At 31.7% G+C, this 25941-nt stretch carries 26 protein-coding genes; 9 read left to right on the top strand and 17 right to left on the bottom strand.

Translation table 11 applies throughout. The annotated features are described in order from the left end of the window. Nucleotide 1: 1 nt before the first annotated feature. Nucleotides 2-967, bottom strand: a complete 966-nt coding sequence (locus tag KO361_06180) for a protein translocase subunit SecF (GenBank protein ID MCC7575152.1) — start codon at nt 965-967, stop codon at nt 2-4. A gap of 34 nt (nt 968-1001) precedes the next feature. Next, complete coding sequence (gene dph5 / locus KO361_06175; GenBank protein MCC7575151.1) at nt 1002-1817, bottom strand: diphthine synthase; 816 nt, start codon at nt 1815-1817, stop codon at nt 1002-1004. A 196-nt stretch (nt 1818-2013) separates the two neighbouring features. Between dph5 and KO361_06170 the strand changes: the two genes are divergently transcribed. After that, the gene (locus tag KO361_06170) at nt 2014-2586 is read left to right on the top strand and encodes an HAD family hydrolase (protein ID MCC7575150.1); all 573 of its coding nucleotides are present in this window, start codon (nt 2014-2016) and stop codon (nt 2584-2586) included. A 13-nt stretch (nt 2587-2599) separates the two neighbouring features. Here KO361_06170 and KO361_06165 read toward each other — a convergent pair whose 3' ends face one another. From KO361_06165 to KO361_06145, 5 genes are all read right to left on the bottom strand, one after another. Next, nucleotides 2600-2809, bottom strand: coding sequence for a hypothetical protein (locus tag KO361_06165; protein ID MCC7575149.1), 210 nt, complete (start codon nt 2807-2809; stop codon nt 2600-2602). 53 nt (nt 2810-2862) lie between these two features. Further along, a complete protein-coding gene (locus tag KO361_06160) occupies nt 2863-3267 on the bottom strand; it encodes a hypothetical protein (protein ID MCC7575148.1) in 405 nt (134 codons plus the stop codon). Between the two features lie 10 nt (nt 3268-3277). Further along, a complete protein-coding gene (locus KO361_06155) occupies nt 3278-5491 on the bottom strand; it encodes a heavy metal translocating P-type ATPase (protein ID MCC7575147.1) in 2214 nt (737 codons plus the stop codon). 137 nt (nt 5492-5628) lie between these two features. Beyond that, nucleotides 5629-6426 (bottom strand): cation transporter, encoded by a 798-nt coding sequence (locus KO361_06150; protein ID MCC7575146.1) that lies wholly within the window; start codon nt 6424-6426, stop codon nt 5629-5631. Nucleotides 6427-6497: 71 nt separating this feature from the next. Beyond that, entirely contained in the window at nt 6498-6968 is a 471-nt protein-coding gene (locus KO361_06145; protein MCC7575145.1) for a MarR family transcriptional regulator, read from the bottom strand. 92 nt (nt 6969-7060) lie between these two features. Between KO361_06145 and KO361_06140 the strand changes: the two genes are divergently transcribed. Both KO361_06140 and KO361_06135 read left to right on the top strand, forming a co-directional pair. Beyond that, nucleotides 7061-7711 carry a hypothetical protein gene (locus tag KO361_06140; GenBank protein ID MCC7575144.1) on the top strand — a complete coding sequence of 217 codons (651 nt, stop codon included), beginning with the start codon at nt 7061-7063 and terminating at the stop codon, nt 7709-7711. 45 nt (nt 7712-7756) lie between these two features. After that, entirely contained in the window at nt 7757-8317 is a 561-nt protein-coding gene (locus KO361_06135; protein ID MCC7575143.1) for an HD domain-containing protein, read from the top strand. 15 nt (nt 8318-8332) lie between these two features. On the opposite strand, the gene KO361_06130 is transcribed toward KO361_06135, so the two are convergent. The 4 genes from KO361_06130 to rpl1P are packed head-to-tail and all read right to left on the bottom strand — an operon-like array spanning nt 8333 to nt 11120. Next, entirely contained in the window at nt 8333-9217 is an 885-nt protein-coding gene (locus KO361_06130; protein ID MCC7575142.1) for a hypothetical protein, read from the bottom strand. A gap of 57 nt (nt 9218-9274) precedes the next feature. Beyond that, the gene (gene rpl12p, locus KO361_06125) at nt 9275-9574 is read right to left on the bottom strand and encodes a 50S ribosomal protein P1 (protein MCC7575141.1); all 300 of its coding nucleotides are present in this window, start codon (nt 9572-9574) and stop codon (nt 9275-9277) included. Nucleotides 9575-9600: 26 nt separating this feature from the next. Beyond that, entirely contained in the window at nt 9601-10461 is an 861-nt protein-coding gene (locus KO361_06120) for a 50S ribosomal protein L10 (GenBank protein ID MCC7575140.1), read from the bottom strand. 11 nt (nt 10462-10472) lie between these two features. Continuing rightward, the gene (gene rpl1P, locus KO361_06115) at nt 10473-11120 is read right to left on the bottom strand and encodes a 50S ribosomal protein L1 (GenBank protein ID MCC7575139.1); all 648 of its coding nucleotides are present in this window, start codon (nt 11118-11120) and stop codon (nt 10473-10475) included. 180 nt (nt 11121-11300) lie between these two features. Between rpl1P and KO361_06110 the strand changes: the two genes are divergently transcribed. Then, nucleotides 11301-11702, top strand: a complete 402-nt coding sequence (locus KO361_06110; protein ID MCC7575138.1) for a hypothetical protein — start codon at nt 11301-11303, stop codon at nt 11700-11702. Nucleotides 11703-12110: 408 nt separating this feature from the next. Here the strand turns inward: KO361_06110 and KO361_06105 are convergent, their stop codons facing one another. Then, nucleotides 12111-12716, bottom strand: a complete 606-nt coding sequence (locus KO361_06105) for a hypothetical protein (GenBank protein MCC7575137.1) — start codon at nt 12714-12716, stop codon at nt 12111-12113. Nucleotides 12717-12763: 47 nt separating this feature from the next. Beyond that, the gene (locus KO361_06100; GenBank protein MCC7575136.1) at nt 12764-14497 is read right to left on the bottom strand and encodes a hypothetical protein; all 1734 of its coding nucleotides are present in this window, start codon (nt 14495-14497) and stop codon (nt 12764-12766) included. 92 nt (nt 14498-14589) lie between these two features. Here KO361_06100 and KO361_06095 point away from each other — a divergent pair, with 92 nt between their 5' ends. Further along, a complete protein-coding gene (locus KO361_06095) occupies nt 14590-15327 on the top strand; it encodes a hypothetical protein (GenBank protein MCC7575135.1) in 738 nt (245 codons plus the stop codon). Here KO361_06095 and KO361_06090 read toward each other — a convergent pair. Both KO361_06090 and KO361_06085 read right to left on the bottom strand, forming a co-directional pair. Further along, nucleotides 15324-17075 carry a hypothetical protein gene (locus KO361_06090; protein ID MCC7575134.1) on the bottom strand — a complete coding sequence of 584 codons (1752 nt, stop codon included), beginning with the start codon at nt 17073-17075 and terminating at the stop codon, nt 15324-15326. The two genes, KO361_06095 and KO361_06090, sit on opposite strands and share 4 nt — an antisense overlap. Before the next feature lie 168 nt (nt 17076-17243). After that, nucleotides 17244-17954, bottom strand: a complete 711-nt coding sequence (locus KO361_06085; GenBank protein ID MCC7575133.1) for an MBL fold metallo-hydrolase — start codon at nt 17952-17954, stop codon at nt 17244-17246. A 91-nt stretch (nt 17955-18045) separates the two neighbouring features. Here KO361_06085 and KO361_06080 point away from each other — a divergent pair, with 91 nt between their 5' ends. The 4 genes from KO361_06080 to leuS all read left to right on the top strand — a co-directional run bounded on the left by KO361_06080 (nt 18046) and on the right by leuS (nt 24090). Further along, a complete protein-coding gene (locus KO361_06080) occupies nt 18046-18978 on the top strand; it encodes a lytic murein transglycosylase (protein ID MCC7575132.1) in 933 nt (310 codons plus the stop codon). A 68-nt stretch (nt 18979-19046) separates the two neighbouring features. After that, a complete protein-coding gene (gene fen / locus KO361_06075) occupies nt 19047-20081 on the top strand; it encodes a flap endonuclease-1 (GenBank protein MCC7575131.1) in 1035 nt (344 codons plus the stop codon). Nucleotide 20082: 1 nt separating this feature from the next. Further along, the gene (pyk, locus tag KO361_06070) at nt 20083-21417 is read left to right on the top strand and encodes a pyruvate kinase (protein ID MCC7575130.1); all 1335 of its coding nucleotides are present in this window, start codon (nt 20083-20085) and stop codon (nt 21415-21417) included. 66 nt (nt 21418-21483) lie between these two features. After that, nucleotides 21484-24090 carry a leucine--tRNA ligase gene (leuS, locus tag KO361_06065; protein ID MCC7575129.1) on the top strand — a complete coding sequence of 869 codons (2607 nt, stop codon included), beginning with the start codon at nt 21484-21486 and terminating at the stop codon, nt 24088-24090. Nucleotides 24091-24097: 7 nt separating this feature from the next. Here leuS and KO361_06060 read toward each other — a convergent pair whose 3' ends face one another. Both KO361_06060 and KO361_06055 read right to left on the bottom strand, forming a co-directional pair. Then, nucleotides 24098-24880, bottom strand: a complete 783-nt coding sequence (locus tag KO361_06060; GenBank protein MCC7575128.1) for a DMT family transporter — start codon at nt 24878-24880, stop codon at nt 24098-24100. A gap of 94 nt (nt 24881-24974) precedes the next feature. Next, nucleotides 24975-25941 (bottom strand): saccharopine dehydrogenase NADP-binding domain-containing protein (locus tag KO361_06055; protein MCC7575127.1); only part of this gene is annotated, 967 nt, incomplete at its 5' end.

Here is a 25941-nt window from a genome sequence, read left to right as displayed (position 1 = left end):
TTTAATTTTTTTGTTCTTTTTTTTCTAGGTACCATCTTAGTAGTCCCGCGTTTTGTATCCACGTGTTTAGTACGTCTACTATTAGGCCTATTATTAGTATTAGCATTATTTCTTTTAGTACTGGCGAATCAACTATTATGAATGCTACTGTTATAGCGATTAGTGTTGTCACACTCATTGTTAGTCCTGTGCTGAATGCGCTTTTTATTTGTTCAGGTATTGTTCCTGTTGTTCTTTTTATTACGCGCATGTTTAGTACTATGTTTGCGTCTACGCTGTATCCTATTAGCATCAGGAATGCTGCTATTCCCGCAGTTCCTATGTTTATTCCTAGTACGTTTACTACGGCTAGTGTTATTATTATGTCTGATAGTGCTGATAGTATTGTTAGTGCGCTAGGAACTACTAATTTGAAATACATGAATATTACTGCGCCCATAAATATGAATGCTAGTATTACTGCTATTAATGTTTGTTTGAAAAACGCATCTCCTAGTGATGATCCTATTGTTTCTGTGCTTATATCTTGGTTTGACGCGTTTGTTTTTTGTTTTATTAATTCGTTGAATTTGTTTGCTTCTTCTTTGTTTTCTGGTGGTAAATTTGTTTCTATTAATACACCTATTCTTCTTCCTGAATCATCTATTCCTCTTATGTTTATTTGGTATTCTGGGAATTCTTGTTCTAGGTCTTGTAGTAGTGTTTCTTTGTTTATGTTTTCTTTAATTACTGTTACGGATACTCCTCCGCTTAGTGTTATTCCTTTATTTATGAATTCACCTGTGTTTATTATTTTCATAGTTATTAGTAGAATCGCTATTAGTAATAGTAGAGCAGGTATTATTATTAGTTTTTTGTAATTCTTATCGTAGAAAGTTTTTTGTGGTACTTTTTTTGTGATTTCTTTCTTGGTTAGTTGTGGTTTTTTATACTTTTCTCTTCTTTTTTGTCTTTGTGATTTTTTCATTGAACTTAACCTTTTTTTCAGGATGAATGTTTCATTAATAAACGTTTTGGTTGTTTTTGTAGTATTCTAGCATTTCTCTTTCTATGTCGTGCATGTTTCCTGGTATTATTATGCTGTGTAGTGGTTCGCCGAAGTCCTGTTTTTTTAGTTCTTCTATTGTTCCTGGTTTTATTATTTGTGTGTTTGTTCCTATTCTTGCTATTCCTATTATTTGTGTATCTTTGTTTATTATGTTTTGTTTATTTTTTTGTTCTAGTTTTTCTAGGATTTCTATTCCTTGGTTTATAGTCATGAATCTTGCGGGTTCTGGTTTGTTTATTCCTTTTCTTAAATTCTCTGTGCTTGGTTCCGCTGTTTTTATATCTAGTAAGCAAAGCGTGTGTAGTCCTTTTTCTTTGTTGTTTTTTATTACATTATAAGGCGTATCTGGTAACCAATTATCATCATCGAATACTATGCTCGTTGTTTGTCCGAATCTGTATAGTTCTAGTCCTGTATTTCCTACAACGTTGATTATTGATGCGTTGTTTATGATTTTTATTTTTATTCCTTTTTTTGTTGCTCTCAAAAATAAATCTGTGTGAGTTGTGGCTCCGAACACATCTCCTATTACTAAAAAGGAAACTTTTTGTTTTATGGCCTTTTCTAAGATTGATTCTGAATTTGATTCTACTAGGTTTCTATCTGATAATATGAATTCTTTTTTTGTTAGTTCTTGTAATCCTTTCAGATTCGAAGATATAGATGTGTAATTTTCGTAGAATACGTAGTCCGATTCTTTTATTGCTTCTAATCCTTGAAGCGTTATGTCTTTTTCGTTTCCTAATCCTAAGCCTATCATGTACAACATTTTTTTTAGTAATTTGTTTTGTTTAAAAAAAGTTTTGATATATTTTTATTATTTTTTACTTTTACGTGATTACTTAATCGAAATGTTTATATATCTTGTTTTTCATAATTTTGTTTTAAATAGGTGAATTTTTACGAAGATTTACGATGCGTTCACGGATAAAGTAGTTGTTCCTTTGAGTGTTAGAGCTGTAATAATGGATTTTATGGGTACTTTTGTTAGTGAAGGTGATTTAGATGTTTCTAGAATTAAAAAAAATGGACATATTGATTCTTCGGCGGATACTACTAATTTTTGTTATGAAGAAACTGTTTTAAGAAAAGGTATTGATGATTTTGTTAGGTGTTATTCTTCTATTGGTTCCGTGATTATTTCTAGTGATACTGATAATTTTCAGATTAGAAAAATGTTAAATGGTACTGATAAGTACATTAATAGTATTTATTCTGGTTCTAATCATGTTTTTGAAGAGCTTTATGATGATGTTAAATATGGTAAGATTTCTCGTGTTGTTAAGAACTTGTCAGAAATATTAAAGGATCATGGTTTGAGAAGAGAGGAATGTGTTTTTATTGGTGATAGCGTGGTTGATCTTGATTCTGCTAAGAAGCATGGTATTGATTTTTTTATGGTTCCTAGTTACGATGTTCATCCTGATTTTTCTTTTGTTTCTTTGATTCATCCTAGGCTTCGTTTTTTAGATAAGGCTAATTTGTTAAGTCATGATTATAGTTATGTTTCTAATAATTATGTTTGTGAAAAAAAATAAAAAAAGTTATTGTTTATTTTCTGCAACCACAACTTTTAATGTTGCAAGTTCCTCCGCAGGTGCCTTGACAATTGCAATTTGTTGCTTCACATGGTTCTTGGTACGTATTCGTTTTTATTTCTTTTTGTTCTATTTCTGTTTTTGGTGTTTGTGCTGAAGCAAATATTGCTCCGCTAGCTATTACTATTGCAACGAGTATTGTTGCTATCCATATTGTTTTCATGTTTTCACCTCGACTTGTTTTTTTTTTTGAAATATATGTTTAAAAAAAAAGTTTTATGCGAATAGTTCACATCCACTTATTTCTGATAGTCTTGTTAGTTGTTGTACTCCGGGATATAGTTGTTCTTTGATTTTCCATGTTGGGTATCCTGTGATTCCTTCGCTAGAGCAAAGATTTCTGTTTTGGTCGCAATCTATGAAGTTTATGTGTTGCATGGATGCGCCAAAAAGTGCTTTTTGTTGTTGGCAGAATCCGCACCATTCTGTTCCATAAAATATTGTTCCTTGTTCTGTTAGACATTTGGCGAATTCGTCAAATTCTCCTGTTTCGTTCGTTGTTTTGTTTGTTGATTGTATTATTGCAATAACTAGTATTGTTGTTATTATTATCATTACTCCTCCTACTATATAAGGTGTGTTGTCTTTTTTTTGATAATTTTTTGTTTTTCTTTTTCCCATTTTTTTACCTCTATATTTTTTTTCGTTTGAGTAGGTTCGCGTTCGTTATGACGCTTATTGATGATGCCGCCATCGCTATTTCGGCTATGACTGGGTGTAATATTCCTATCATTGCTAATGGTATCGCGATTACATTGTAGGCTAGTGCCCAGAACATGTTTTGTCGTATTTTTTTGAATGTTTCTTTGCTTAGGTTTATTGCTTTGATTACTCCTTCGAGTTTTCCTTGTACTAGTATTATGTCTGCGGTTTCTATTGCGATGTCTGTTCCTGTTCCTATTGCTATTCCTATGTTTGATTGTTTTAGTGCGGGTGCGTCGTTTATTCCGTCTCCTATGAATGCGACGTATCCTTGTTTTTGCAATTCTTTTATTGTGTTTGCTTTTTCGTCTGGTAGGACTTCTGCGATTACTTTTTGTATGTTTGTTTGTTTTGCTATGCTTTTTGCGACTGTTTCGTTATCTCCTGTTAGCATTATTGTTGTGTATCCTTTTTTGTTTAGTTCTTGTATTGTTTTTTGTGAGTCTTCTTTTATTGTGTCTGCTACCGCTATGAGTCCTATTATTTTTTTGTCTCTTGCAACTATCATAGTTGTTTTTCCTTCGTTTTCAAGGGCTTCTATGTCTTTTTCTTCCTCTGAGTAATTGATGTTTTTTTCTTGCATTAATTTTTTGTTTCCTATTATTATTTCTTTATTGTTTATTTTTGCTTCGAGTCCTTTTCCTCTTATTATTAGGAATTTTTGTGTTTCTTGCAATTTTATTTTTTTGTTTTTTGCATAATTCACGATTGCTTTTGCGATTGGGTGTTCTGAATTGTTTTCTGCGCTCGCGCTAATTTCTAGTAATTCGTTTTCCGTAACAGAGTATGTTTTTATGTTTGTAACTTCTGGTTTTCCTTTCGTGATTGTTCCTGTTTTGTCAAATACTATTATTTTTGTGTCTTTTAGTGTTTGTATGGCTTCTCCTTTTCTTATTAGTATTCCTCTGTTTGCTCCCATCCCTGTTGAGACCATTAGTGTTGTTGGTGTTGCTAATCCTAATGCGCAGGGGCATGCTATTACGAGTACCGCGATTCCGGCGAATATTGCGAGTGATAAGTTGCTTACGTTAAGATTTATCCATGGTATAAATGTGAATAATTCCGCTACGCTTCTTAGTACTTGTGGGAATGTGAGCCACGCTATTATTGTTATGGCAGTTATTAATAGTACTACAGGTACGAATACGCTTGTGATTTTGTCTGCGAATTCTTGTATTGGTACTTTTGATGATTGTGCTTCTTCTACCATTTTTATTATTTGGCTGAGGAATGTGTCTTTGCCTATTTTTTCTGCTTTTATGTGTATTATTCCGTCTTGATTTATTGTTGCTCCTATTACTTTGTCTCCTGTTTTTTTTTCTACAGGTATGCTCTCGCCCGTCATCATGGATTCGTCTATGCTTGTTTCTCCTTTTATTATGGTTCCATCTGTTGGTATTTTTTCGCCTGGTCTTACTATTAGTACGTCTCCTTTTTTGATTTCACTAGCATCTATTTCTTGTTCTTCTCCGTCTTTTAGGATTGTTGCTTTTTTAGCTTCAAGCGTTAATAATTTCTTGATTGCTTGGCTTGATTTTCCTTTTGCTTTTGTCTCTATGTATCTGCCTGTTAAGTGGAATGCCATTATCATTGCACCTATTGCTGCGTAATTTTCTATGGTTGTAAATAAGCTCAATGGTCCTGTTAAGAATGCAACTAGTGTTCCTAGCATTATTAATGAGTCCATGTTGAATGATAAATATTTAATAGAAATAATTCCTGATTTTATTACGTATCCTCCGAAGTAAAATATTACTGGTATTGAAAATAGTATGTATGTCCAGTTCACGTACATCATTAATTGCATGGATACGTGATCCATGAATATCATGTGGAATATCATGAGCAAGGCTATTGGTGCCGTGAATATCCATGCGTTTCGCATCTTGTTTTTTGCTGTTCGCATTTCTTGGTCTTCTTTTTCTATTTCATTTTTTTTTGTCTCTTTTTGTATTTCGTATCCGCCTGATTTCTTGATTGCTTTTTTTAATTCTTCTTCGTCGTATTTTCCTTCTACGTATAATTTATTCGTTGCGAGATTAACTCTGGCTTCCTTTATTCCTTCAACGCCGAGACTGCTTTTTTGTACTGTATTTACGCATGATGCGCAGTGCATGCCTTTTACTTCGTATGTTTTTTTCATTTTTATTCTCTAATCTGATTACTCCAAAAAGAGGTATAGGACTTCACGTCCTATAATAACAGCACGTCCACGAGGGAACTGGTGGGCGCAGTGCATGCCTTTTACTTCGTATGTTTTTTTCATTTTTTCATTATTTTTTATGTTGCTGGAAATTCTTTGAATATTTGCGCTTCTACTATTTTTTCTGGATTTGTTATTTCGTCATCATATTTTATTACGAATTTATAGGGGAAGGTATATTTTACTTCTTGTATTCCTTTTTCTTGGTTTAATTCATTTATTATTAGGGGGGCGTGTCCTGCACAAGGTATTATTACATTTAATTCTAGACTTGCTGAGTTTTCTGTTGCTGTTGATGTTCTTGCTGATGCTAAATTTGCGGTTAATGGAAATATTAGTAGGAATAATGCGAGATTTATTATTATTGTTGTTCCGTATAGTGTTGCTAAGTATTTTTTTTGTCTTCGGATTCCTTTTATGTTCAGTAAATTATTATTTTTTAAGTATGTTAGCGCAGATAATGTTGCGAATATTATTGATATTCCTATTAGTGCATAAAAGAAGTATGATTTCATTAGCAGAGGTCTGAATAAATTCATGAAGAACGTTGCTCCTAGAATTGCCGCTAATATGAATGCTATGCATCCTACGTGTGGAATTAGTCCGTAGATTATTCCTTTTCTTGTCGCATTTTCTTTTTTTGTTGTATATCCTGTATTCTCTATGGTTTTTTTTATTTCTTTTTTTGTTATGTTTTCTTCATGTGTTATTTGTACTTCTTGTTTTTTTAGGTTTGCTTTAACGTTTTTTATTCCTTTAATTTTTAGTAAATTTAGTTCTATTTTGTCTTTGCATGTTTGACAAGTCATTCCATATACTGGAAAAGTCGTTTTTTGTTCTACTTTATTTTTGAATTGTTTTTTTATTGGTTTCATCTTGTTTAGTAAATTGAAACGCTTTATTAATGAAAAGGTGAAACTAGTTTCATTTATTTTTTTAGAATTCTTTATTTGTGTTTTAGAATTACTACGTTCGTCATTCCGCGTCTTTTTCTTTCTATTAATCCTTTTCCTTCTAGTTTGTCTAATATCCTTGTAATTTTTACTTTGTTTAGTTTTGTTTCTTCTACTATTTTTGACTGGAACATCGTGCCGTTTTCTTTTATTATTATTTGCATTATTTGTTTTTCTTCTGGTTCTAAGTTTTTAGGTATTGTAGTTTTTGTTTTTTGTTTTTTTTCTTGTTTAATTTTTTCTCCGAAAAATACTAAATATAGTCCTATTAGTAATACTATGATTGTTAGTGCAATTGTTAGATTTGTGTGGAATGTTATTGATCCCCACATAGGACATGTTGGTCCGTGGTCGCAAGACGTATTCACGATTTGTGATAGTGCTCTGTTGAAGAAATATATTACTAAGGCTAGAAGAAACGCGAAACTCGTTATTATTATACCTATTTGTTTGTTGTTCATCATTTATTTATTAGGAATTGGTTTGTTTATTTATATTTTTGGTAATTGTTTGTTTTTTCGATGGTTTTATATTGTGTTTGTTTTTTTTGTTGTTTATGTTTAGGAATCGTCGTAGTGGTAGGTTTAGGTTTTTTGTTTTGGTGTTTGTTTTTTTTGGTTTTCTTTGTGGTGTTGTTCATGGACTGTTATTTTATTCTGATGATTCTTTTTTTGATTATTATGATGGTGATGATGGCGTCGTAATTTTGACTGCGTCTAGTGGTGCTTTGGGTTTTGGTCATACTGCTTTGTTGTTTAGTAATAATGGTTCTTGGTTTTATTTTTCTTGGCAGTCTTCTAAGGTTGTTTTTTCTGAGGTTCCTATTAGTGTTTTGAGTAATTTTAGTTCTTTTAATTCTTGGATTCGTGAAGTGGATTCTGTTCAGAATTATATTGCTGATTATGATTCTGCGATTTTTGTTAGGGGTGATTTTGTTGATAGTATTCGCGTCGCGGAATTTTTGTTTTATGATTATTTAGGTCATGATTATTTGAATGATTCCGTTGTTGATTTTTCTTTGTTTGGTAAGAATTCAGGGTATGATTTGTTTTTTAATAATTGTGTCGTGGTTTCTTATAGTCTTTTGAGTGAGGGTTTTATTGGTAATAGTTCTTTTGAAGAATTTATGGTTGTTCCTAGTTTGGTTTCTAATGTTGCGAGTAAGCAATTTGAAGCGTTTCTTGATTATGAATTGTTTTTTAGTTAGTATTTTAGTAAATATTTTAAAGTTCTTTGTTTATTTGTTTTTTTTATGGATTTAATTCAGCGCGCTTTGGTTAGGGCTTATGATTTGCATAAGTCTCAGGTTAGGAAGGGTAATGGTGCTCCTTATTTTGTTCATTTGGTTGATACTGCTAAGTATTTGATGTATGAAACGAGTGATGATGAAGTTATTTGTGCTGGTATTCTTCATGATACTTTGGAGGATACTTCTTATTCTGAGGATGGTCTTAGGGAGGAGTTTGGTGAGCGCGTTTTTTCTTTGGTTAAGTTTTGTACTGAACTGGGTAATAATCATGATTCTACTAAGGAAGAGCTTGTGAGTTCTTGGAAGGTGCGTAAGTCTCTTTCTATTGCTAAGCTTGATTCTGCTAGTGATGATGAGCTTCTTGTTTTTTGTGCTGATAAGGTTTCTACTTTGTTATCTATTAGAGAGGATTTGTTGTGTGGTGTTGATATTTGGGGTAAGCTTAATGGTTCTCGTGAAGAAGTTTTTTGGTATTATTCTGAGATTCAGAAAAAATTAGGTTCTCGTCTTGGTGATAAGCGAATTTTTAAGATTTATGTTGATTTGATGAGTTTGTTTTCTTAATTTTTTAGAAAAAATTCATCCGCCGCGTTGAATGATTAGTAAGTCTTCAGTTGTGAGTTTTTTTCTTTTTGATATTTTTTCTTCTACTTCTTTTGCTTTTTGTTTTAGTGTTTTTTCTTCTTCTTTTGCTTTTTTCTTTGCTACTGCTACTTTTGCTTCTTTATTTTTTTGTTTGTTTTCGTAGAATACTTTGTGTTTGTCTTGTAATTCTTGGTTTATTTTGTTGAATTCTTCTTTTAAGTCTAGGAATTTTTTGTATGCTTCTTCTTCTTTTATTTTTAGTTCGTCTATTTCTTTTGATTTTTTGATTAGTTCTTCGTGAATGTTTTGACTTTCTTGTGCTACGTCTTGTATTTCTTTGTGTATTTTGTTAGCTCTTTTTTTGAGTGATGATGTTTTGTTTGATACTTCTCTTAATTCTTTTGTTGCTTTAAATTGGCCTTCGAATTCGTTTAATATTTTTTGTTGATTCTTTATTTGTTTTCTTAGTCTTTGTTCTTTTTCGAATCCCATTGGTTCTGTTTGTAATTTGAATTCTAGGTCTTCTATTTCTTTTTTTATTTTGCCAGGTATTATTTTTTTACCTTTTATCTCTGGTAAGGGTTGCACGTCTTTTTTTTCTTTTACTATGACTTTTACGTTGTCAGATATTTCTTTGTTCAGTTCATCTCTTTCTTTTTTTAGTATTTTGACTTTTGTTGTTAATTCGTTTCTTTTATTTTTTAGTTCTTTTATGTCGTTAATATTTTTCTTTATTAAATCTGAGAATTCTGATTTCTTTGAGAACCATTGCTCTTTTTCTGTGTTGAGATATGTTAATTTTTCTTTGAGAAGTGTTACTTCATCTCCGGTTTGTTTCATCTTCTCGACTACTTCTTTTGTTTCCTTGTTCTCAGTCATGATTGTTCACTAATTTATTATTAAAAAAAAGGTTTAAAAAAAAATTAAAAAAAGTTTTTATCCGAATAGTGCGCCTAATCCTGCAGCTGCTTCTTCTTCTTTAGGTTCTTCTTTCTTTTCTTCTTTTTTTGCTTCTGGAGCCGCTGTTTCGGTTGCTGCTACTGGAGCTGCTGCGCTGGTTAGAACTGCTGATTTGATTGCTTCTTCTATGTCTACGCCGTCTAGTGCTGCTACTAAGGATTTTATTCTTCCTTCTTCAGCTTTTACGCCTGCTGCTTCTAGTACTTTTTTTAAAGAAGCTTCATCGATCTTTTGTCCTGCTTTGTGTAGTAACATTGCGCTGTATATGTATTCCATTTTTTTATTCCTCCATTCTTTTGAGTTTATTGTGTTTCTGTTTTATTTTTTAAACTCGTTGCTTGAGCTTCAGCTTTTGCAAGTATTTGTTCCTTGTTCTCTGAAGTCATTATCATTTGTTCTATTGCTAATGCTGATGCATCTTTGTGTGCGTTTTGTATAAGCATGTTTATATTTTCTTTTGTTGGTATTCTTAGTCCTAGTGTTAGTTTGAATGCGTCTGTGTATGCTTGTTTTATTGATTCTAGGAATGCGTCTTCGTCTATGTCTAGTATTGATTTTGTTAGTATTTGTCCGTTTTCGTATGCCGCTGTTAAATTTAGTCCTATCTCCATAGGGTATATTTCTAGTCTTTGAAGTATTCCTGCTAGTTTAGCGTTTATTATATCTCCTTCTTTTGCTACGATTTTATCTTCTTTGATTGCTACTTTTCCGCCTTCTATTCCTGCTTTTATTCCAAAAGCTCCTAATTCTCCTATTATTGGTCCTGGTGCGAAGTTTGTTCCTCCTGCTTTTACTAGTACGTCTTTAGGAGTTATTTGTCCTGCTTTTATTGGTGCTGCGGATTTACTTTTTTTTAGTATTTTGAATAATGTAAAAGGATTGTCTTTTGAGAATAACATTGCTGGCATTCCTCTGAAGTGTTCTGCTAGTTGTTCTATTCCTTTTTTTCCTGATTGTTCTAGTGCTAAGTTCATTAATCTGTGTTTGGTCATTCTTAGATGAGCTTTTCCTCTTAGGGATGATCTCATGTCCATTAATTGTTTAGCTGGTAAGTTTTCTACGTCTACTATTGCTATTACTGGGTGTTCTTTTATTAGTTGTACGAATTCTTGTACTACTTGTTTTTTTATTTCTGAGACGTGTGCTTGAATTTTTTGAGTCATTATTAATCAACCTATATGTCTATTTTTATTGGTTTGCTCATTGTTAGTTTGAGCATCGCGTTTTTTATGTTTGATCTTTCTTTTGGTAAATGATGTATTATTTGGTCATATATTATTAGTGCGTTTTCTATTATTTCTTCGTCTTTCATATTTTCATTGCCTATTTTTACTTGTATCACCGGTGTTTTTTTTGCTGTTAGTCTTACTGTGCTTTGTAATTTTTTGTATAGTGGTTCTACTGGTGCTTTTCCTGGTAATATACTTCCTAGTTTTGGGTTTGGCATTTTTCCTCTTGTTCCTAGTACTCTTCCGAATGCTTGTGCTACTTTTGGCATTATGTCTGCTTGTGCTATGAAGAAGTCATATTCTGTTGCTAATTTTTTTGCTGTTTTTTTGTCTTTGTAATTGTCAAATTCTGTTTGTTTTATTACTTTGTCGCATATTTTTGCTGAGTCGCTTAGTTCTTGTCCTACTAGTGCTGCGACTTTTATTTTAGAAGTTGAATATTTTAATGATGTGAAGAAATCGACTTGTTCTTCTGGGTTTTTAAGATTTAAATCTTTTAAGTTTATTATTAGGTCGAATGATTGTGCGAATTTCTTTTTGTTTTCTGATTTTCGCAGTTCGGTTATTGCATTTATTAATGATTCTTTTTTCATGTTTTTTTCCCTCCTACTATAAGTAGTCGCTTACGGGTTAGATTCTCAGGAATTGGTTTTGATTTATAAATCTTATTGATTTTTTTTTAGATGGTTCCTTCAAGTTTTTTCGGTTTTTTCCGTGTTTGTTTCGATTTTTTTTTAGTTAAATATTAATTGTTGTTTTGTTATCTTTTATTTATGTTTGGAAAATCTTTGGGGAAGAGAGATTATGATCATATTGAGAGGACTTTGGTTTCTAATATGGATTTTTTGTCTTCTGATTCTGGTGTTGATTATGTTGTTTTGAAATCTTTGGATGATGTTTTTTTTGGTTTTGAGGATTTGGTTAGTAGGCATCCTTATCATGCTAATATTAATTTTGGTGTTGGTGATTATTTAAAGGAGAAGTTTGAGGATTCTTTGAGTATCGCTGTTAATAATAGTGATTATTATAAGATTGGCGAGATTAGTTTTAAAGTTGGTAAAATTTTTAGTCCTAAGAGTTATGGTTTTTTTAGGAGAAAAAGAGAGGAGTTTGCTTTGAGTTCTGCGTTTAGTAGCTTGGTTAAGCAGTATATGCTTTGTAATCCTGGTTCTTGATTTTTTTTGGTATTAGGAGTTGTTTGGTTTGTTCTTTTTTGTTTTTGTTTGTTTTTTAGGTTTTAAAAAACAAAAAGTATATAAATAAATAAAGCGCAAATGTTTTACGAGGTGTTTATACTATGGCAGCAAAAAAGAAAGTAGCAAAGAAGGCTCCAGCTAAAAAGCCAGCTAAAAAAGCTCCAGCTAAGAAAAAGAAATAAGATTTGTTTCTTTTTTTTGTTTTGAGCGTAGTTTTTTCTTTTTTTTCTTTATTATTTTTTAATGGTTATTTTTTTGTTGGTGTTTTTCTAGAACAATAGTTTTTATAAAGGGTTGTGTGAATGTTTTGTTATGGCAGAGATTAGTTATAAAGCGAAGATTAACAGTAAGGATTTAAGTTCTTTTTTTGAAGATGATGAGGAGTAATCAGATTTTTTCTGCTCTTTTTTTGTCTAGTAGGAGTTGTGCTGTTTCTTGTGTTATTTCTATTTCTTGTCCTTTTGTGTATGGTCCGTAGATTTCTTTGTCTATTCCTAGGAATCTTGGTAAGTCGTGTATTATTTTGATTTTGATTTTTTCTGGTTTTTTTTCTTGTGTTGATGGCTCTGGTTTTTTTGTTTCTTCGTGTGTGTATTCTTGTTCTTGTGTTTGTGTTATTTTTTCTAGAATATCTTGTTTGTATTTGGATAATAGAGTGCATGCTTCTTCATATAGTTCTTTTTCTTTTTCTAGTAATTTGCTTGTATCTATTAGGTTAGAGCTGGTTCTTACTTTGCTTGTTGCTAGGTTTATTATTTTTTTTTCTCTTAGTTCGTATAGTTCTTTGAGTATTTTTTTAATGTTTTTTAGTTGTATGTTTATTTTTTCTTTTTCTCCTCTAGAAGTTATTGTGTTTAGTGCTTTATTTTTTTCTGTTATGTAATTAGTTACGTCTTCGTAGAACGTGTTTTCTAATTCTTGTAATTCGTTTCTGCCTTTTTCTCGTCTGAGTAAGTCGAAGAGTGTTTCGTATGTGATTTTTATTTCAGCCATTATGTTTTAGGATTGTTTGTTTTTTATATAAATATTATTAATTATTTTTATTGTACTTGGAAATCTAGGCATATTCTGTATGTTCTAGGTGATTGTTGTCCTGCTTTTATTAGTTTTATTTTTTTGTATTTGAATCCTTTTTTCGTGCAGGCTTCTTTGACTTTATGTTCTGCTTCTTCGAATTCTGTTTCGTGTAAGAAGTTGTAAAAGTGTATTATGGTTCCTTTTTTTGATACGTTTAGGGCATCTTCTAGGAAGTCTTCCGCGTTTTTTGGTAGTGGCATTATGATTCTGTCGAATGTTCTTTTTTTAGATATTATTTCTTTGTAGCTCGCGATCATTTCTTTTGGATCTTCTTCTTTTTTGCTTTTTACTTCTGTTATTCCTTTATTTACTAGAGGTAATATGTTATTTATGTTTATGTTTCCTGTTCCTATGCTTAATGCGTCTTTTTCTCCGTCTGAGTCTGATAAGTGGAAATAGGTGTTGTAGTGTTTTTGCATTTCTTTTATGTGTTTGATGATTTCTTCGTTGTTCTTGTAAGTTTTATACAAATGAGCTATGTCTATGCAAGTGTTTTTTATTCCTGCTTTTTTTCCTATTCTTATTATTTCCTCTGTTGTGTTAAAATGAGCTGTTAAGTTCTCAAAATAAAAATAGTTGTAGTAATTTCTTAGTCTTGTTATATTATTTATTATTTGTTCATCTTTTATTAGTGGTTTTCCTTCTGTTATGTGTATTATTGCTTTTGTGTTGTGTTTTTTGCATATTTCTCCTAGAATTGTTAGTTCTTGTATTGCTTTTTCTGAGTTTTGTTCTCCTAGGATTTTTTCTCCGTTTATTGGGAATGGCATGTGTATGAAAACTTCTAGGTTTTGTTGTTTTAGGTCTTGTATTGTTTTTTCTAATGTTTCTTTGTTTTCATGTAAGTCTTCTTTGAATAAGTGTAGTTCCATGATTTTTGGTTCGTGTATTAGTCTTGTTTGTAAATCTTGAATGTTTGATTTTAGTCCTATTATGTTTTTATAGATTTGTGTTGTTTGGGTTTTTACGTCTCCATTGATTAAAGTAACGTTTTTTATCTTGTTTATTTCTAAGTTTTTTATTCCATATTTGTGTCCTTCCGGGTTTAGTTCTATTCCTGTTATGTGTTTTGCTTCTGTGTTTTTTGCTAGTACACAAGGGTATGGTGCGCATCCTGAGAACATCACTAGTATTTCTTCGTCTTTTTTTACTAGTTCAGCGATTCTTTTTCTTTCGGTAGATAGACGAGGTGAAAAATAAACTGTTTCAACATTTAGTTTTAGTGTTATGTTATTTTCTTTGTGTGTGGCTTCTTTTGTGTTTTTTCCTGTTAGCCACTTCATTCTTTGTGTTCTGAATTCTCCGTCGTGTTTATCGTCTTTTCTTAGCACTGTTTTGATGTTTTTATGGCTTTTTAGAAGAGCTTCTGCTATTATTTTTTCTTTTTGTCTTAATTCTTCGTCTATTTCTAATATGGCTATTTCACCTATTGTGTCGAAAGAAGTTTTTAGTTTTTCTAATTCTTGTGAACTTAATTTTTCTATTAATATTTTTTTTAAGTCTTTTTCTTTTTGTATATTTTTTTCAAAATTTGTTTCTATCACTTCAAAGTTTGGTTGTTTTGGTTCTTTTTTTATTGGAAAATATATGTGTGTGTCGTCTTTTTTTATTTTGTATTCTGTGTTTATTACTTTTAGTTCTGATAATTTTTTCTTTGTTTTTTCAGCGTTTTCTAATTTTGTTTTTATTCCTTTCATTATTTTGTTTAGAATATTTTATGTGTTTAAATCTTTTTATGTTAATTCTTAATAAGATAAATTTATAAAAGAGTTGTTTTGCCTGTTTTTGTATGGATAATGAAGAAAAATTAGGTGTTGAATCTAAGATTATTATGGTTAATGAGTTCAGACAGCATTTGTTTCGTGCTTTAGATATTAGAAGTATTATTTCTAAGGATATGATTCTCGGCGTTAATCTTCTTCAGCGTGATTTGAGTAATGATGAAGGTATTAGGTTGTTGAGAAGAGCTGTTAAGAATGAAAGGCCTTTTTTAGAGTCTGTTAGTAAGGGTTTGAGTAAGAGTAATGATTTTTTGTTTGAGTCTTTTTCTTGGTTGAGTACTATTTCTAATGATTCTGTTTTTTTAGGTAATGTTGAGCGTTTAATGAGGGTCGTTGGTGTTTTTATTGATTTTTTTCGTGCTAGTATTAAGCGATTTAAGGCAGAAATTGAATTTTTAGATAATATCAGTGTTGAGTCTTTTGAGTTTTTTATGAATTCTTGGGGTGTTGAGATTCAACGCGTCAGGTCTTTGTTAAATAGTATTAATTGTTCTGATTTGGATTCTTATTTTAAGAATGTTTGTTCTGTTAATAGGAACATTATGCGTTTGAGTTTTGGTTCTGATAATTTTTTTAAGGCTGTTAATGATTTAGGTTTGTCTTTTAAGAATAATGATGAGTTTTCTTTGTATTTTTCTTATTGTTCTTTGTTAGGCTCTATTAGTTTAATGGTTTTGACTTTTTTTGAGTTAGAGAAAAGTATTGATGATGTTAATCTTGATACACTTAGAAGTTTGAATGTTTAATTTTTTGTTAATTCTTTGAATTCTTCTAATTGTTCTTTAATTATTTTGAATCCTGATTCCCAGAATTCTTTTTTTGTCGGATCTATGTTTGCTTCTTCTAGTATTTTTAGTGTGTCTTTAGATCCTCCTGCTTTCAGTATGTCTTTTATTTTTTCTTTGAATTCTGAATTTTTTTCGTATTCTGCGTATAATGCTAAAACTAGTAAGTTACCCCAACTATATGCGTAACAGTAGAATGGTGCGTGGTGAATGTGCGGTAAATAATTCCATTCGTGTTTGAATAGTTCTGGTATTTCCATATCACCAAATTGTTCTTTTAAAAGATCGTAATAATAATTATCTAGTTCTGTTTTTGTTACTCCATCCATTATTCTTTTATGTGCTTCTTCTTCAAATATTATGAAATAATTTTGTCTTATTATCGTCGCGTAGTAGTGTTCCATTAAATACATTATTAAGGATATTTTTTCTTCTTTATTATTTGTTTGTAATAATTTTTTCGATAATATTGTTTCTCCTAGTATTGATGCTGTTTCTGCTAGAGGTAGTACCGCGTCATATAATATGTTTGTGTTATTAGACGCGTATATGTCATGTATTCCATGTCCTAATTCGTGCATCATAGTGAATAAATCTTTTATTTTATTTGTGTGATTCAATAATACGTAGGGTGTCGTTTCATTGTTAGGTCCGTAGCAAAATGCTCCGCTTCTTTTATTTTTTTTAGGATGTGAGTGTACATGTTTTTCATCAAAAATCTTTTTTGCATGTTCATAAAATTCTGCGTCGAATTCTTTGTATGTTTCTAAGCATATTTTTTTGCTTTCTTCATACGCGTATTCTTTTGTTAAATTGTATGGTGCGTATATGTGCATTCTTGAATATGCGTGATGTTGATCTTTTTTTTCTAAGTATTCTTTTTTTAATTTGAAGAATTCTTGTATTAATTCTACGTTTTCTCTTATTACTTTAATCATTGTTTGTACTACTTCGTTTGTTAAACCGTTAGATGTGTTTCTTGGAGCTATTGCGTTTTCGTATTTTCTTATTTTTTGATTTTCATTATTCCAATCCAAAACTATGTTTTTGTATATCTCTGATATTGTTGTGCTGTTTTTTTTGTAAATATTTAATAACGCAGTGTATGCTTCTTCTCTTATTTTAGGATTTGGATCTGAGAATTTTGATACTAATTCTTCTTGTGTTAATTCTTGTCCTTGAATTTCGAATTTGAATGATGATGTTAATACATCGAATAAGTTTGAGAATGCGTGTCTTCCTGTTATGTTTTTTATGTTTAGTATTTGTTCTATTTCTTCTGTTTTCGTGTAGGGTTTTACTTTTATTAAATTCTTTAAGTGTTGTGAATATTTTTCTAGTAAAGGATTATTTATGTATTCCTTTATTTGTTGTTCTTCTAATTGTATAAACCATAAATCGAAGAACATTGTTTCATTATCTATATCTGATGCTGCTTGTTTGTAATAATCTAATTTAGCTTTTGCTTCTTCATCTTTTACGTTTGTGTGCATTCTAAGAGAATAGTAAGATAGTATTCTTGATAATTCAAGTTCGAGTTCTTCATTTAGTTTTATTATGTCTAATATTAATTCAGGTGTTGGTTCTTTTTCTAAATCAGGTTTTTTTTGTATTATTTGTTGCTTTAAATTCAAGGATTTGTTAAATATTTCTTCTTCTGTTTTTCCTTTAAATAAGTCTTTCAGATTCCATGTTTCTTGTTCAGTCATTTTCATAAGTAGTCTTGGCTTGTTTAAAAAAGTGTTGATAAAACCATTTTGTTGTTTTGTTGTGTTCTTTTATTATTTTTGATGATGTTGTGAAAGCTTTAGTAAGTATTATTGTTTTGGGTAGTATGGCTATTTTTTTAATGACTAGAATTAAGGATTAATTTTTTTTTATATGTCTAGTTCTAGGAGTGGTGTTGCGCATATCGTGTTTTTGTAGTTTACTTTTTTTGAGAATTCTTCTGGTGTTAATTCGTCGAAGTGAGTTAGTATTATTTTTTTTGGGTTGGTTGTTAGGGCTATTTTTGAAACGGATTCCGGGCTGAAGTGACCAAATTTTTGTTCTAGTCTTGATGATGCGTCACATATTATTATTTCTGATTCTTTGCAGAATTCTATTAGTTCGTTTGTTAGTGATACGTCTGTTATGTATGTTATTGATTTTGATTCTGTTTTTATTTTTATTGAGTATACTTTAACTACTGGTTTTGTTTTTTGTGTTGATATGAAGAAGTCGAATTTGAAGTCGCCTATTTTTGTTGGTGGGATTGTTATGAATTCGTATGAGAACTTTCTGAAGTCGTCAGCGTTTGGTATGATTTCTTCTGATATTTTTCCTTTTAGGTTTATTGGCGCGTATATTTTGAGTGATTTTTTTCTTCCGTTAACGTTCATGTATGCTAATAAGTTGTATAAATTCTTTATGTGGTCTAGGTGTACGTGTGATAATATGATTGCGTCTAAGTTAATGTTTTCAGGGATTAGTATTTTTGGTGATCCTGCGTCGAATAATATTTTTGTTCTTTTGGTGTATATTGAGAAACAGCTGTGTTCGTCTGTTTGTGTTATCCATCCTCTGTTTCCGTAGAATTTTATTTTCATGTTTTGTTGTTGTTCTTCTTTGTATATAAACTCTTCTAAACTTAATATTTTTTTAGTAATATTAAAATAGTTTTGTGTGTTTCTTTTTTTTATGATTAAGAAAATTGTTTTGACTAGCCTTTTATCGCTTGTTCCTGTTGTTCATAATGATGATTCTGTGAATTTCGGTGACGAGTTTATTGGTGGTGTTGATTTTCCTTTGGTTTCGGAGCAAAAATGTGATACTTTGAATTTTTTGTTTGATTATGATTATACTAAATCTTTTTGGGTTGATAATTATGATAGTTTGGCTGTTTCTGGTTTGGTTTCTTTTAAGAATGATTTGATTAATAGAGGTTTTTCTGAGCGCGAGGTTAAGTCTTTGTTAAGAAATGCGAGGATTGATGATGATGTTACTCTTTTTTTTAGGCGTAATTTGTTGAAATCTGCTGATTCTGGTGAGGTTTCTTTTGAGGAGTTTGGTAAGCGTATTGGTTTGGATTGGTTTGTTAGTAACGCTCAGGGTTTTGCTGATAAGTACTTAGATGTGTTAAAGAAAGTTGAAGATGAAGATGGTGTTGATTATAGGTTCGTTGTTGGTATTTTAGGGATTGAAACTAGGTTTGGTGATGTTAATAATTTGGGAACGCATAATTTGGTTAATAGTTTGGTTACTCAATATGTTACAACGAATAGGAAATCTTTTGCTGTTCGTGAAGCTGATTATGTTTTAAGGTTGAGTAAAAAATTTGAAGAAGATTTAACTGGTGTTTCAGGTTCTTTTGCTGGTGCTATTGGTGTTGGTCAGTGGATTCCTTCTTCTGTTTATAATTATTCTAGGATTTCTAGTATTGATGATTTGTTTTCTGTTGAGGGTATTATTCCTTCTGTTTCTAATTATTTGAAGCTTCATGATTGGGATTCTTCTAAGAATGGTGAATCTCTAAGTAAGGGTAGTCGTAATTGGCGCGCTGTTCGTGCGTATAATCATAGTGATACTTATGTGAAGGTTGTTAATGAAATCGCGTTGGGTGTTTCTCGTTAGTTTTTGTTTTTGTTTTATCCAAAAAGTATTAAAAGATGTTTTCTTTTTTTGTTCTTTGTGATTGTTTTATGGGTGTTGCGATAACTGAATTGTTAAAAAGTCATGAATTGAAGGTTGATTCTCTTAAGGGTAAGGTTTTAGCGGTTGATGCTTTTAATGTTTTGTATATGTTCGTGACTACTATTCGTGGTCCTGATGGTTCTCCTCTTATGGATTCTAAGGGTAGGATTACGAGTCATTTGACTGGTTTGTTTTCTAGGTTTAGTAATTTGATGGAGAAAGGTGTTAAGTTTGTTTTTGTTTTTGATGGTGAGGCTCCTGAATTAAAGAAGAAGGAGCGTGAGCGTAGATATAAGTTGAAGGAGGAAGCTAAGGATTTGTATGAGCAAGCTAAGGATCAGGGTGATGTTGAGAATATGAAGAAGTTTGCTGCTCGTTCAGTTTTTTTATCAGAAGATATGGTTGTTGAAGCTAAGCGTTTGATTAGTGCTATGGGTATGCCTGTTATTGATGCTCCTAGTGAGGGTGAGGCTCAGGCTGCTTATTTGGTTAAGAAGGGTGATGCTTTCGCTGTTTTGTCTCAGGATGCTGATTGTTTGTTGAATGAGGCTCCTAGGATGGTTAGGAATCTTAGTATTACTGCTAGGAGGAAGATGCCTGGTCAGCTTCATCATAAAGCTTCTGAGCCTGAATTAATTGTGTTAAAAGAAAACTTAGAATTTTTGGGTATGTCTCAGGATCAGTTGATTGTTCTGTCTATATTGGTTGGTACTGATTATAATTATGGTGGTGTTAAAGGTATTGGTCCTAAGAAGGCTTTGAAATTGATTGAAAAGCACGGTGATGATTTTGATGTGTTGTTTGAAGAAGCTAAGTGGTCTGAGCATTTTGATTTTTCTTGGAGGAATATTTTTGATTTGATTAAAAATATGCCTGTTACTGATGATTATGTTTTGGATTTTAAGAATCCTGATGTTGATGAGATTAAGAAAATATTGGTTGATGAGCATGATTTTTCTGAGGAAAGAGTTAATAGTACTTTGTTAAAATTGGAAGAATATAAAAAGGTTAATGCTCAGAAAGGTCTTGGTGATTTTTTTTAAAATGGTAAAAACTAAAATTGTTTGCACTCTTGGTCCTAGTACTAATAATCTTAAAGTTATTTCTGGGTTAAAAAAAGCTGGTGTGTCTGTTTTTAGGGTTAATACTGCGCATGGTGATTTTTCTCAGTATCAAAGATTTGTTGATTTTGCAAAAAAGGTAAGTGTTCCTGTTATGCTTGATCTTAAAGGTCCTGATCTTCGTATTTGTTTAAAGGAACCTTTGAAAGTTAAAAAAATGGAATTGGTTAAAATTTTTAGGAAGAAATTTCCTTATTTTAATTATGATATTATTGATAGTTTAAGAAAGAATGATTTGGTTTTTTTTGATAATGGTTTGATTAAGTCGAAGGTAAAAGAAAAATCTAAAGATTGTGTGTTATTGGAGTTTCAGGATGATGCTGTTGTATTGGAGAATAAGGGTGTTAATGTTCCTAATCGTAGACTTAAGGTTCCTAATCTTTCTGGTAAAGACTTAGATGTTATTAAGTTCGCGAAGAAAAACAAGGTGGATTTTGTTGCGTTGAGTTTTGTTAGAAACAAAGAGGATGTTCTTAGGTTAAGAAAATTGACTGATTCTTTAATTGTTAGTAAGATTGAGAATAATGAAGGATTAAAGAATATAAAAGAAATAGTTATGGTTAGTGACGCGGTTATGATTGCCAGGGGTGATTTGGCTGTTGAAATTGGTAAGGAGAATGTTCCTTTTGTTCAGAAAAATATTGTTGATTTGTGTAATGAGTTTGGTAAGTCTTGTATTGTTGCTACTCAGATGTTTGAATCAATGGTTTATTCTGTTGAGCCTACTAGGGCTGAGGTGAGTGATGTTGCTAATGCTGTGATGGATGGCGCTGATGCTGTGATGCTTAGTGGTGAGACTGCTGTTGGTAAGCATCCTATTCTTGTAATTAAGGAGTTGTCTTCTGTTTTGAAGGAGGCTGATAATCATGTTTTGCCTAAAGTGTTTGAAGTGAAGAATGATAGTGAGAGTTTGATTGGTGCTGCTAGTTCTCTTCTTTTTTCTCTTGATATTAGTAAAATTGTGTGTCTTACTAGTTCTGGTTATACTGCTAGTATGATTTCTAGGTATCGTGTTGGTAAAAAAGTTATTGCTGTAACAAATAATGATTTGGTTAGTTCTTTGTTAGTGTTGTCTTGGAGTGTTGAGTCTTTGGTTATGGGTAAGAAGCATGTTGTTAGTGCTAAGACTTTGTTGAAAAGATTAAAATTTATTGGAGTTTTAAAGAATAGTGATAAGGTTCTTTTGTTAAGGAATAAAAAAGAGTATGAAAAGAAAGTTACTAATGCTATTGAATTATATGATGTTAAGGATTTGTAGTTTTTTGTTTTTTTGGGTAAAGTTTTATATATTTTTGTTTATTCGTTTTGTTTGAAAGGTGTCATCATGGTTGATTTTGCGAGCATTGAGAAGAAGTGGCAAAAAGTTTGGGATGAGAAAGGTATTTTTAAAGTCTCTGAGGATAAAAGTAAAGAGAAGTTTTATGTTTTGGAGATGTTTCCATATCCTAGTGCTTCTGGCTTACATATGGGTCACGCGTTGAATTATACGATTGGTGATATTTTTGCTAGGTTTAAGCGTATGACTGGTTTTAATGTTTTGTATCCTATGGGTTTTGATTCTCTTGGTTTGCCTACTGAGAATGCTTCTATTAAGGCTGGTGTTCATCCTAGGAAGTTCACGGAAGAAGCTGTTAAGAATTATATTAGGCAGATGAAGAATCTTGGTTTGAGTTATGATTGGTCTAGGATTGTTGAGACTCATAAGCCTGATTATTTTAAGTGGGATCAGTGGATTTTTTTGCAGATGTACAAGAGGGGCTTGGTTTATAAAAAAACTTCGGGTGTGAATTGGTGTTCTAAGTGTAATACTGTTCTTGCTAATGAGCAGGTTCATAATGGTATGTGTTGGCGTCATGATGATACCGAAGTTGAGGTTAAGCATCTTAGTCAGTGGTTTTTGAAAATAAGTGAGTATTCTGATGAGTTATATGAGGGCATTAAGGATTTGGTTGGTTGGCCTGATACTATTAAGAAGCTTCAGTTGAATTGGATTAATAAGAGTTTTGGGACTGAGATTGTTTTTAAAATTAATGGTGAGGATTGGAAAGTTTTCACTACTAGGCCTGATACTTTGTTTGGTGTTACTTTCATGGTTGTTAGTGCTCAGCATTCTAAGCTTGATGAATTAGTAACTGATGAAAATAAGCAAGCTGTTGATGATTTTAGGAAGAAGATTCATTCTGTTAAGCAGGAAGATATGGATAAGTTGGAGAAGGAGGGTGTTTTTACTGGTTCTTTTGCTGTGCATCCTTTGACTGGTGAGGAGATTCCTGTTTATGCTGGTAACTTTGTTTTGGCTGAGTATGGTTCTGGTATGGTAATGGCTGTTCCTGCTCATGATCAGCGTGATTTTGAGTTCGCTAAGAAATACGAGATTCCTATTAAGGATGTTGTTAAAGGTAAGAATGAGCAGGGTAAGGCTTTTACTGGTGAGGGCGTTCTTGTTAATAGTAAAGAATTTAATGGTTTGTCTAGTGAGGTTGCTAAGAAGGAGATTACTAAGAAATTAGAATCTCTTGGTGTGGGTTCTGAGAAGGTTAATTTTCGTTTGCGTGATTGGTTGATTTCTCGTCAGCGTTATTGGGGCACTCCTATTCCTGTGTATTATGATGAGGATAATAATCCTTGTCCTGTTCCTGAGGATTTGTTGCCTATTGTTTTGCCTGATGATGTTACGTTCAAGGAAGGTATTGGTAATCCTTTGGAGACTAGTAAGTCTCATTTCGTTGAAATTAATGGTAAGAAGTACAGGTTAGAAACTGATACCATGGATACTTTTGTTAATAGTTCTTGGTACTTTCTTAGGTACACTGATTCTAAGAATGAAAAAGAGATTTTTAGTAAGGAAAATGTTAATTATTGGTGCCCCGTCGACTTTTATATTGGTGGGAAGGAGCATGCTTGTATGCATCTTATTTATTCTAGGTTTTACACTAAGTTTCTTAGGGATATTGGTTTGTTAAAGTTTGGTGAGCCTGCTAAGAGGTTGTTTAATCAAGGTATGCTTCTTGGTCCTGATGGTGAGAAGATGTCTAAGTCTAAGGGTAACGTTGTTCTTCCTGAAACTGTTTCTGATAAGTATGGTATTGATAGTGCTCGTTTATTCCTTGTGAGTCAGGCTTCTCCTGATAAAGATATTGCTTGGAGTGATACTGGCGCTGAGGGTAGTTTTCGTTTCGTTAATAAATTGTTGAGGTTTTCTGATTCTTTTAGGGAAAATAGTACGAGTTCTAAAGTTGTGAGTAAGATTCATAAAACTGTTAGGAATGTTACTAGTTACATAGAGAACATGAAATATAACTTAGCTGTTATTGAATTAAGAGAATTGTTTTCAGAGTTTGATAAAGGTCTTTCCAAAAAAGATTTTGAAGTTTACATAAAATTATTATCTCCTTTTATGCCTCATATTGCTGAAGAGTTGTGGTCTAGGCTTGGAAATAAAACTTTGGTTTCGGTGGAGTCTTGGCCTGTTTTTGATGAATCCTTGATTGATGAGAAATCTGAGTATTTGGATGATTTAATTCTTGATTTGAGGGAAGATATTAGGAGCGTGATTAAATTAATTGGTATTTCTCCTAAGAAAATAAGAGTTATTGTTTCATCTGAATGGAAGTATGATTTCATAAAGTTATACAAATCAATCATAAAAGAGACTCGTGATTCTAAAGAAATAATTAAGCGAGTTATGAGTACTGATTTGAAGAATCATAGTAAGGATGTTATGAAGCTTATTCCTTTATTTTTGAAAGATGAATCTAAATTAACTAGAGAAGATATTTCTTTGGTTGAAGAATTAAAAAACATTGAAGAAAATATGAACCTAGTAAAAGATGAATTCGGATGCGAAGTCTTGGTTGAAAAAGCTGATGATTCTAAGGAACAAAAAGCTGATAAGGCTTTGCCTGGTAAGCCTGCTATTTTGGTTGAATAAATTTTTTTTATAATATTATTAATATTACTCCTGTTATCATTATTATTGTTGCTATGATTCTTTGTAGTTTGTGTTTTTCTTTGAATATTTCTCCTCCTATTAGTACTACGAAGAGTGCTGATACTCTTTTCATTGCTATTACGAGTCCTGTTTGTGTTAGTTTGAATGCTTCTGATTGTGCGAATCTGTAACCTACGGTGAATACGGATACTAGTAGTATTAGCCATTTTGCTTTTTTGAATCCTTCTTTTATGTCTTTTGTTCCTCCGTGAAATATTGATATCATTGTGAATAAGTGTATCGCGATGAATATTTGCATTATGGCTACGTACGTTGTTGGTTCTAAGTTGTGCGTTATTAGTAAGTATTTGTCTACTACGCTCGAAAAGGAATATAGTATTACTGAGAATAATATGAATCTGTAGTATTTGTATTTGAATACTTTTGTTATTCCTTTCATGAATGTGTCTTCTTTTTTTAGGGTTATCATGTATGATCCTATTACTATTAGTGCCATTCCTATTATTTGTAGGTTTGTTAGTTTTTCTCCTATTAGTATGAATCCTATTATCGCTGTGAGTGCTGGTGATAGGGCTAGTAGTGGTGCAGCTATGCTTATTTCTGTGTGTCTTACTGATTTAGCCATGAATAAGTATGCTAAGCTTCCTATTATTGATGCGAAGAACATCATTGTTATTATTTTTATGTTGAGAGAAGCGTAGTTCGCTGTTACTAGGAAAGGTAGGTCTATTAGCATATTTATTATTGCTAGTACCGCTGAGAATTGCATTGCGTGTTATCTTAGTAGTGATTTTTTTTCTAGTAACATAGCAGCGGTTGCTAGTACCATCACTGTTATCGCGTATGTTAGCCAAGTCATTTTTTTATTTTAGTGTTTCTTTTATTTTTATTTTTCTTTTTTTTAGTTCTTTTATGAATTCAGGGTATGGTATGTCTTTTGCTGGGTTTAGCAATCCTTTTTTTGTGATTTTTTTGTTTAATATCATTTGTGCGATTATGCTCGCTGTGAATCCTACGGTTCTGTTCATTGCCATTAGTCCTGTTTTGTCTTTTGTATCTATTAGTGTTTGTGTTAGTGTTTTTTCTTTTCCTTTTATTTTTCCTTTTACTTCGTTTCTTAGTACTACTAGGTCTTTTTCGTTTTCTTTGTATTGTAATTTTGATTCTAAGACTTTTGCTAAGTATTGTTTTGGGCTTATTCCTAGTATTGGTTCGTCATCTATTATTCCTAGTTGTATTATTTTTTTCCAGAAGTCTGAGTGTCCCGGCCATCTTAATGTGTATCTTGCTACGTTTGGTACGTTGTTTAATTCTAGTGTTTCTGCGTATCTTGTTGAATAACCGTTAGGGTACATTTCCATTTTTCCTATTGTTTCTATTTCTATTTCTTCGCTGTAATTAAATAGTTCTTCTGGTTCTATGTTTATTATATTTCCTTGTTCTATTATGTTTGCTGGTCTTTTGTATGCTGATAGTACTCCTTCGAAGTTCCAGCTTATTTTGTAATTTAGAGGATTGTCACATGCTTCTTTTGTTGGTACTCCCCCGCATGCTGATGCGAAGTGTGTTATTTCGTCAAATCTTTTTTTTGCTTCTCCTGCGAGTATTAGGTCTATTCCTGGGTCTAGTCCTGCTTCTGGCATAATTATTATTTTTGCTTGTGTTATCTGATTTGATAGTTCTTCTATGTGGTAGCTGAAAGAAGTGTTTACTAGGTTCGTTTTTGTTTCTATTGCTATTTCCGTTATGTGTTTTCTAAATATTGTTGGTAATAAATCTATTACTATTTTGTTTTTTTTGAATAATTTTTTTAATTCTTCTTTGTTGTTT

The sequence above is a fragment of the Candidatus Woesearchaeota archaeon genome, from assembly GCA_020854775.1.
Taxonomy (GTDB): domain Archaea; phylum Nanobdellota; class Nanobdellia; order Woesearchaeales; family 21-14-0-10-32-9; genus 21-14-0-10-32-9.
This window is presented reverse-complemented; position numbering and strand designations above follow the sequence as displayed.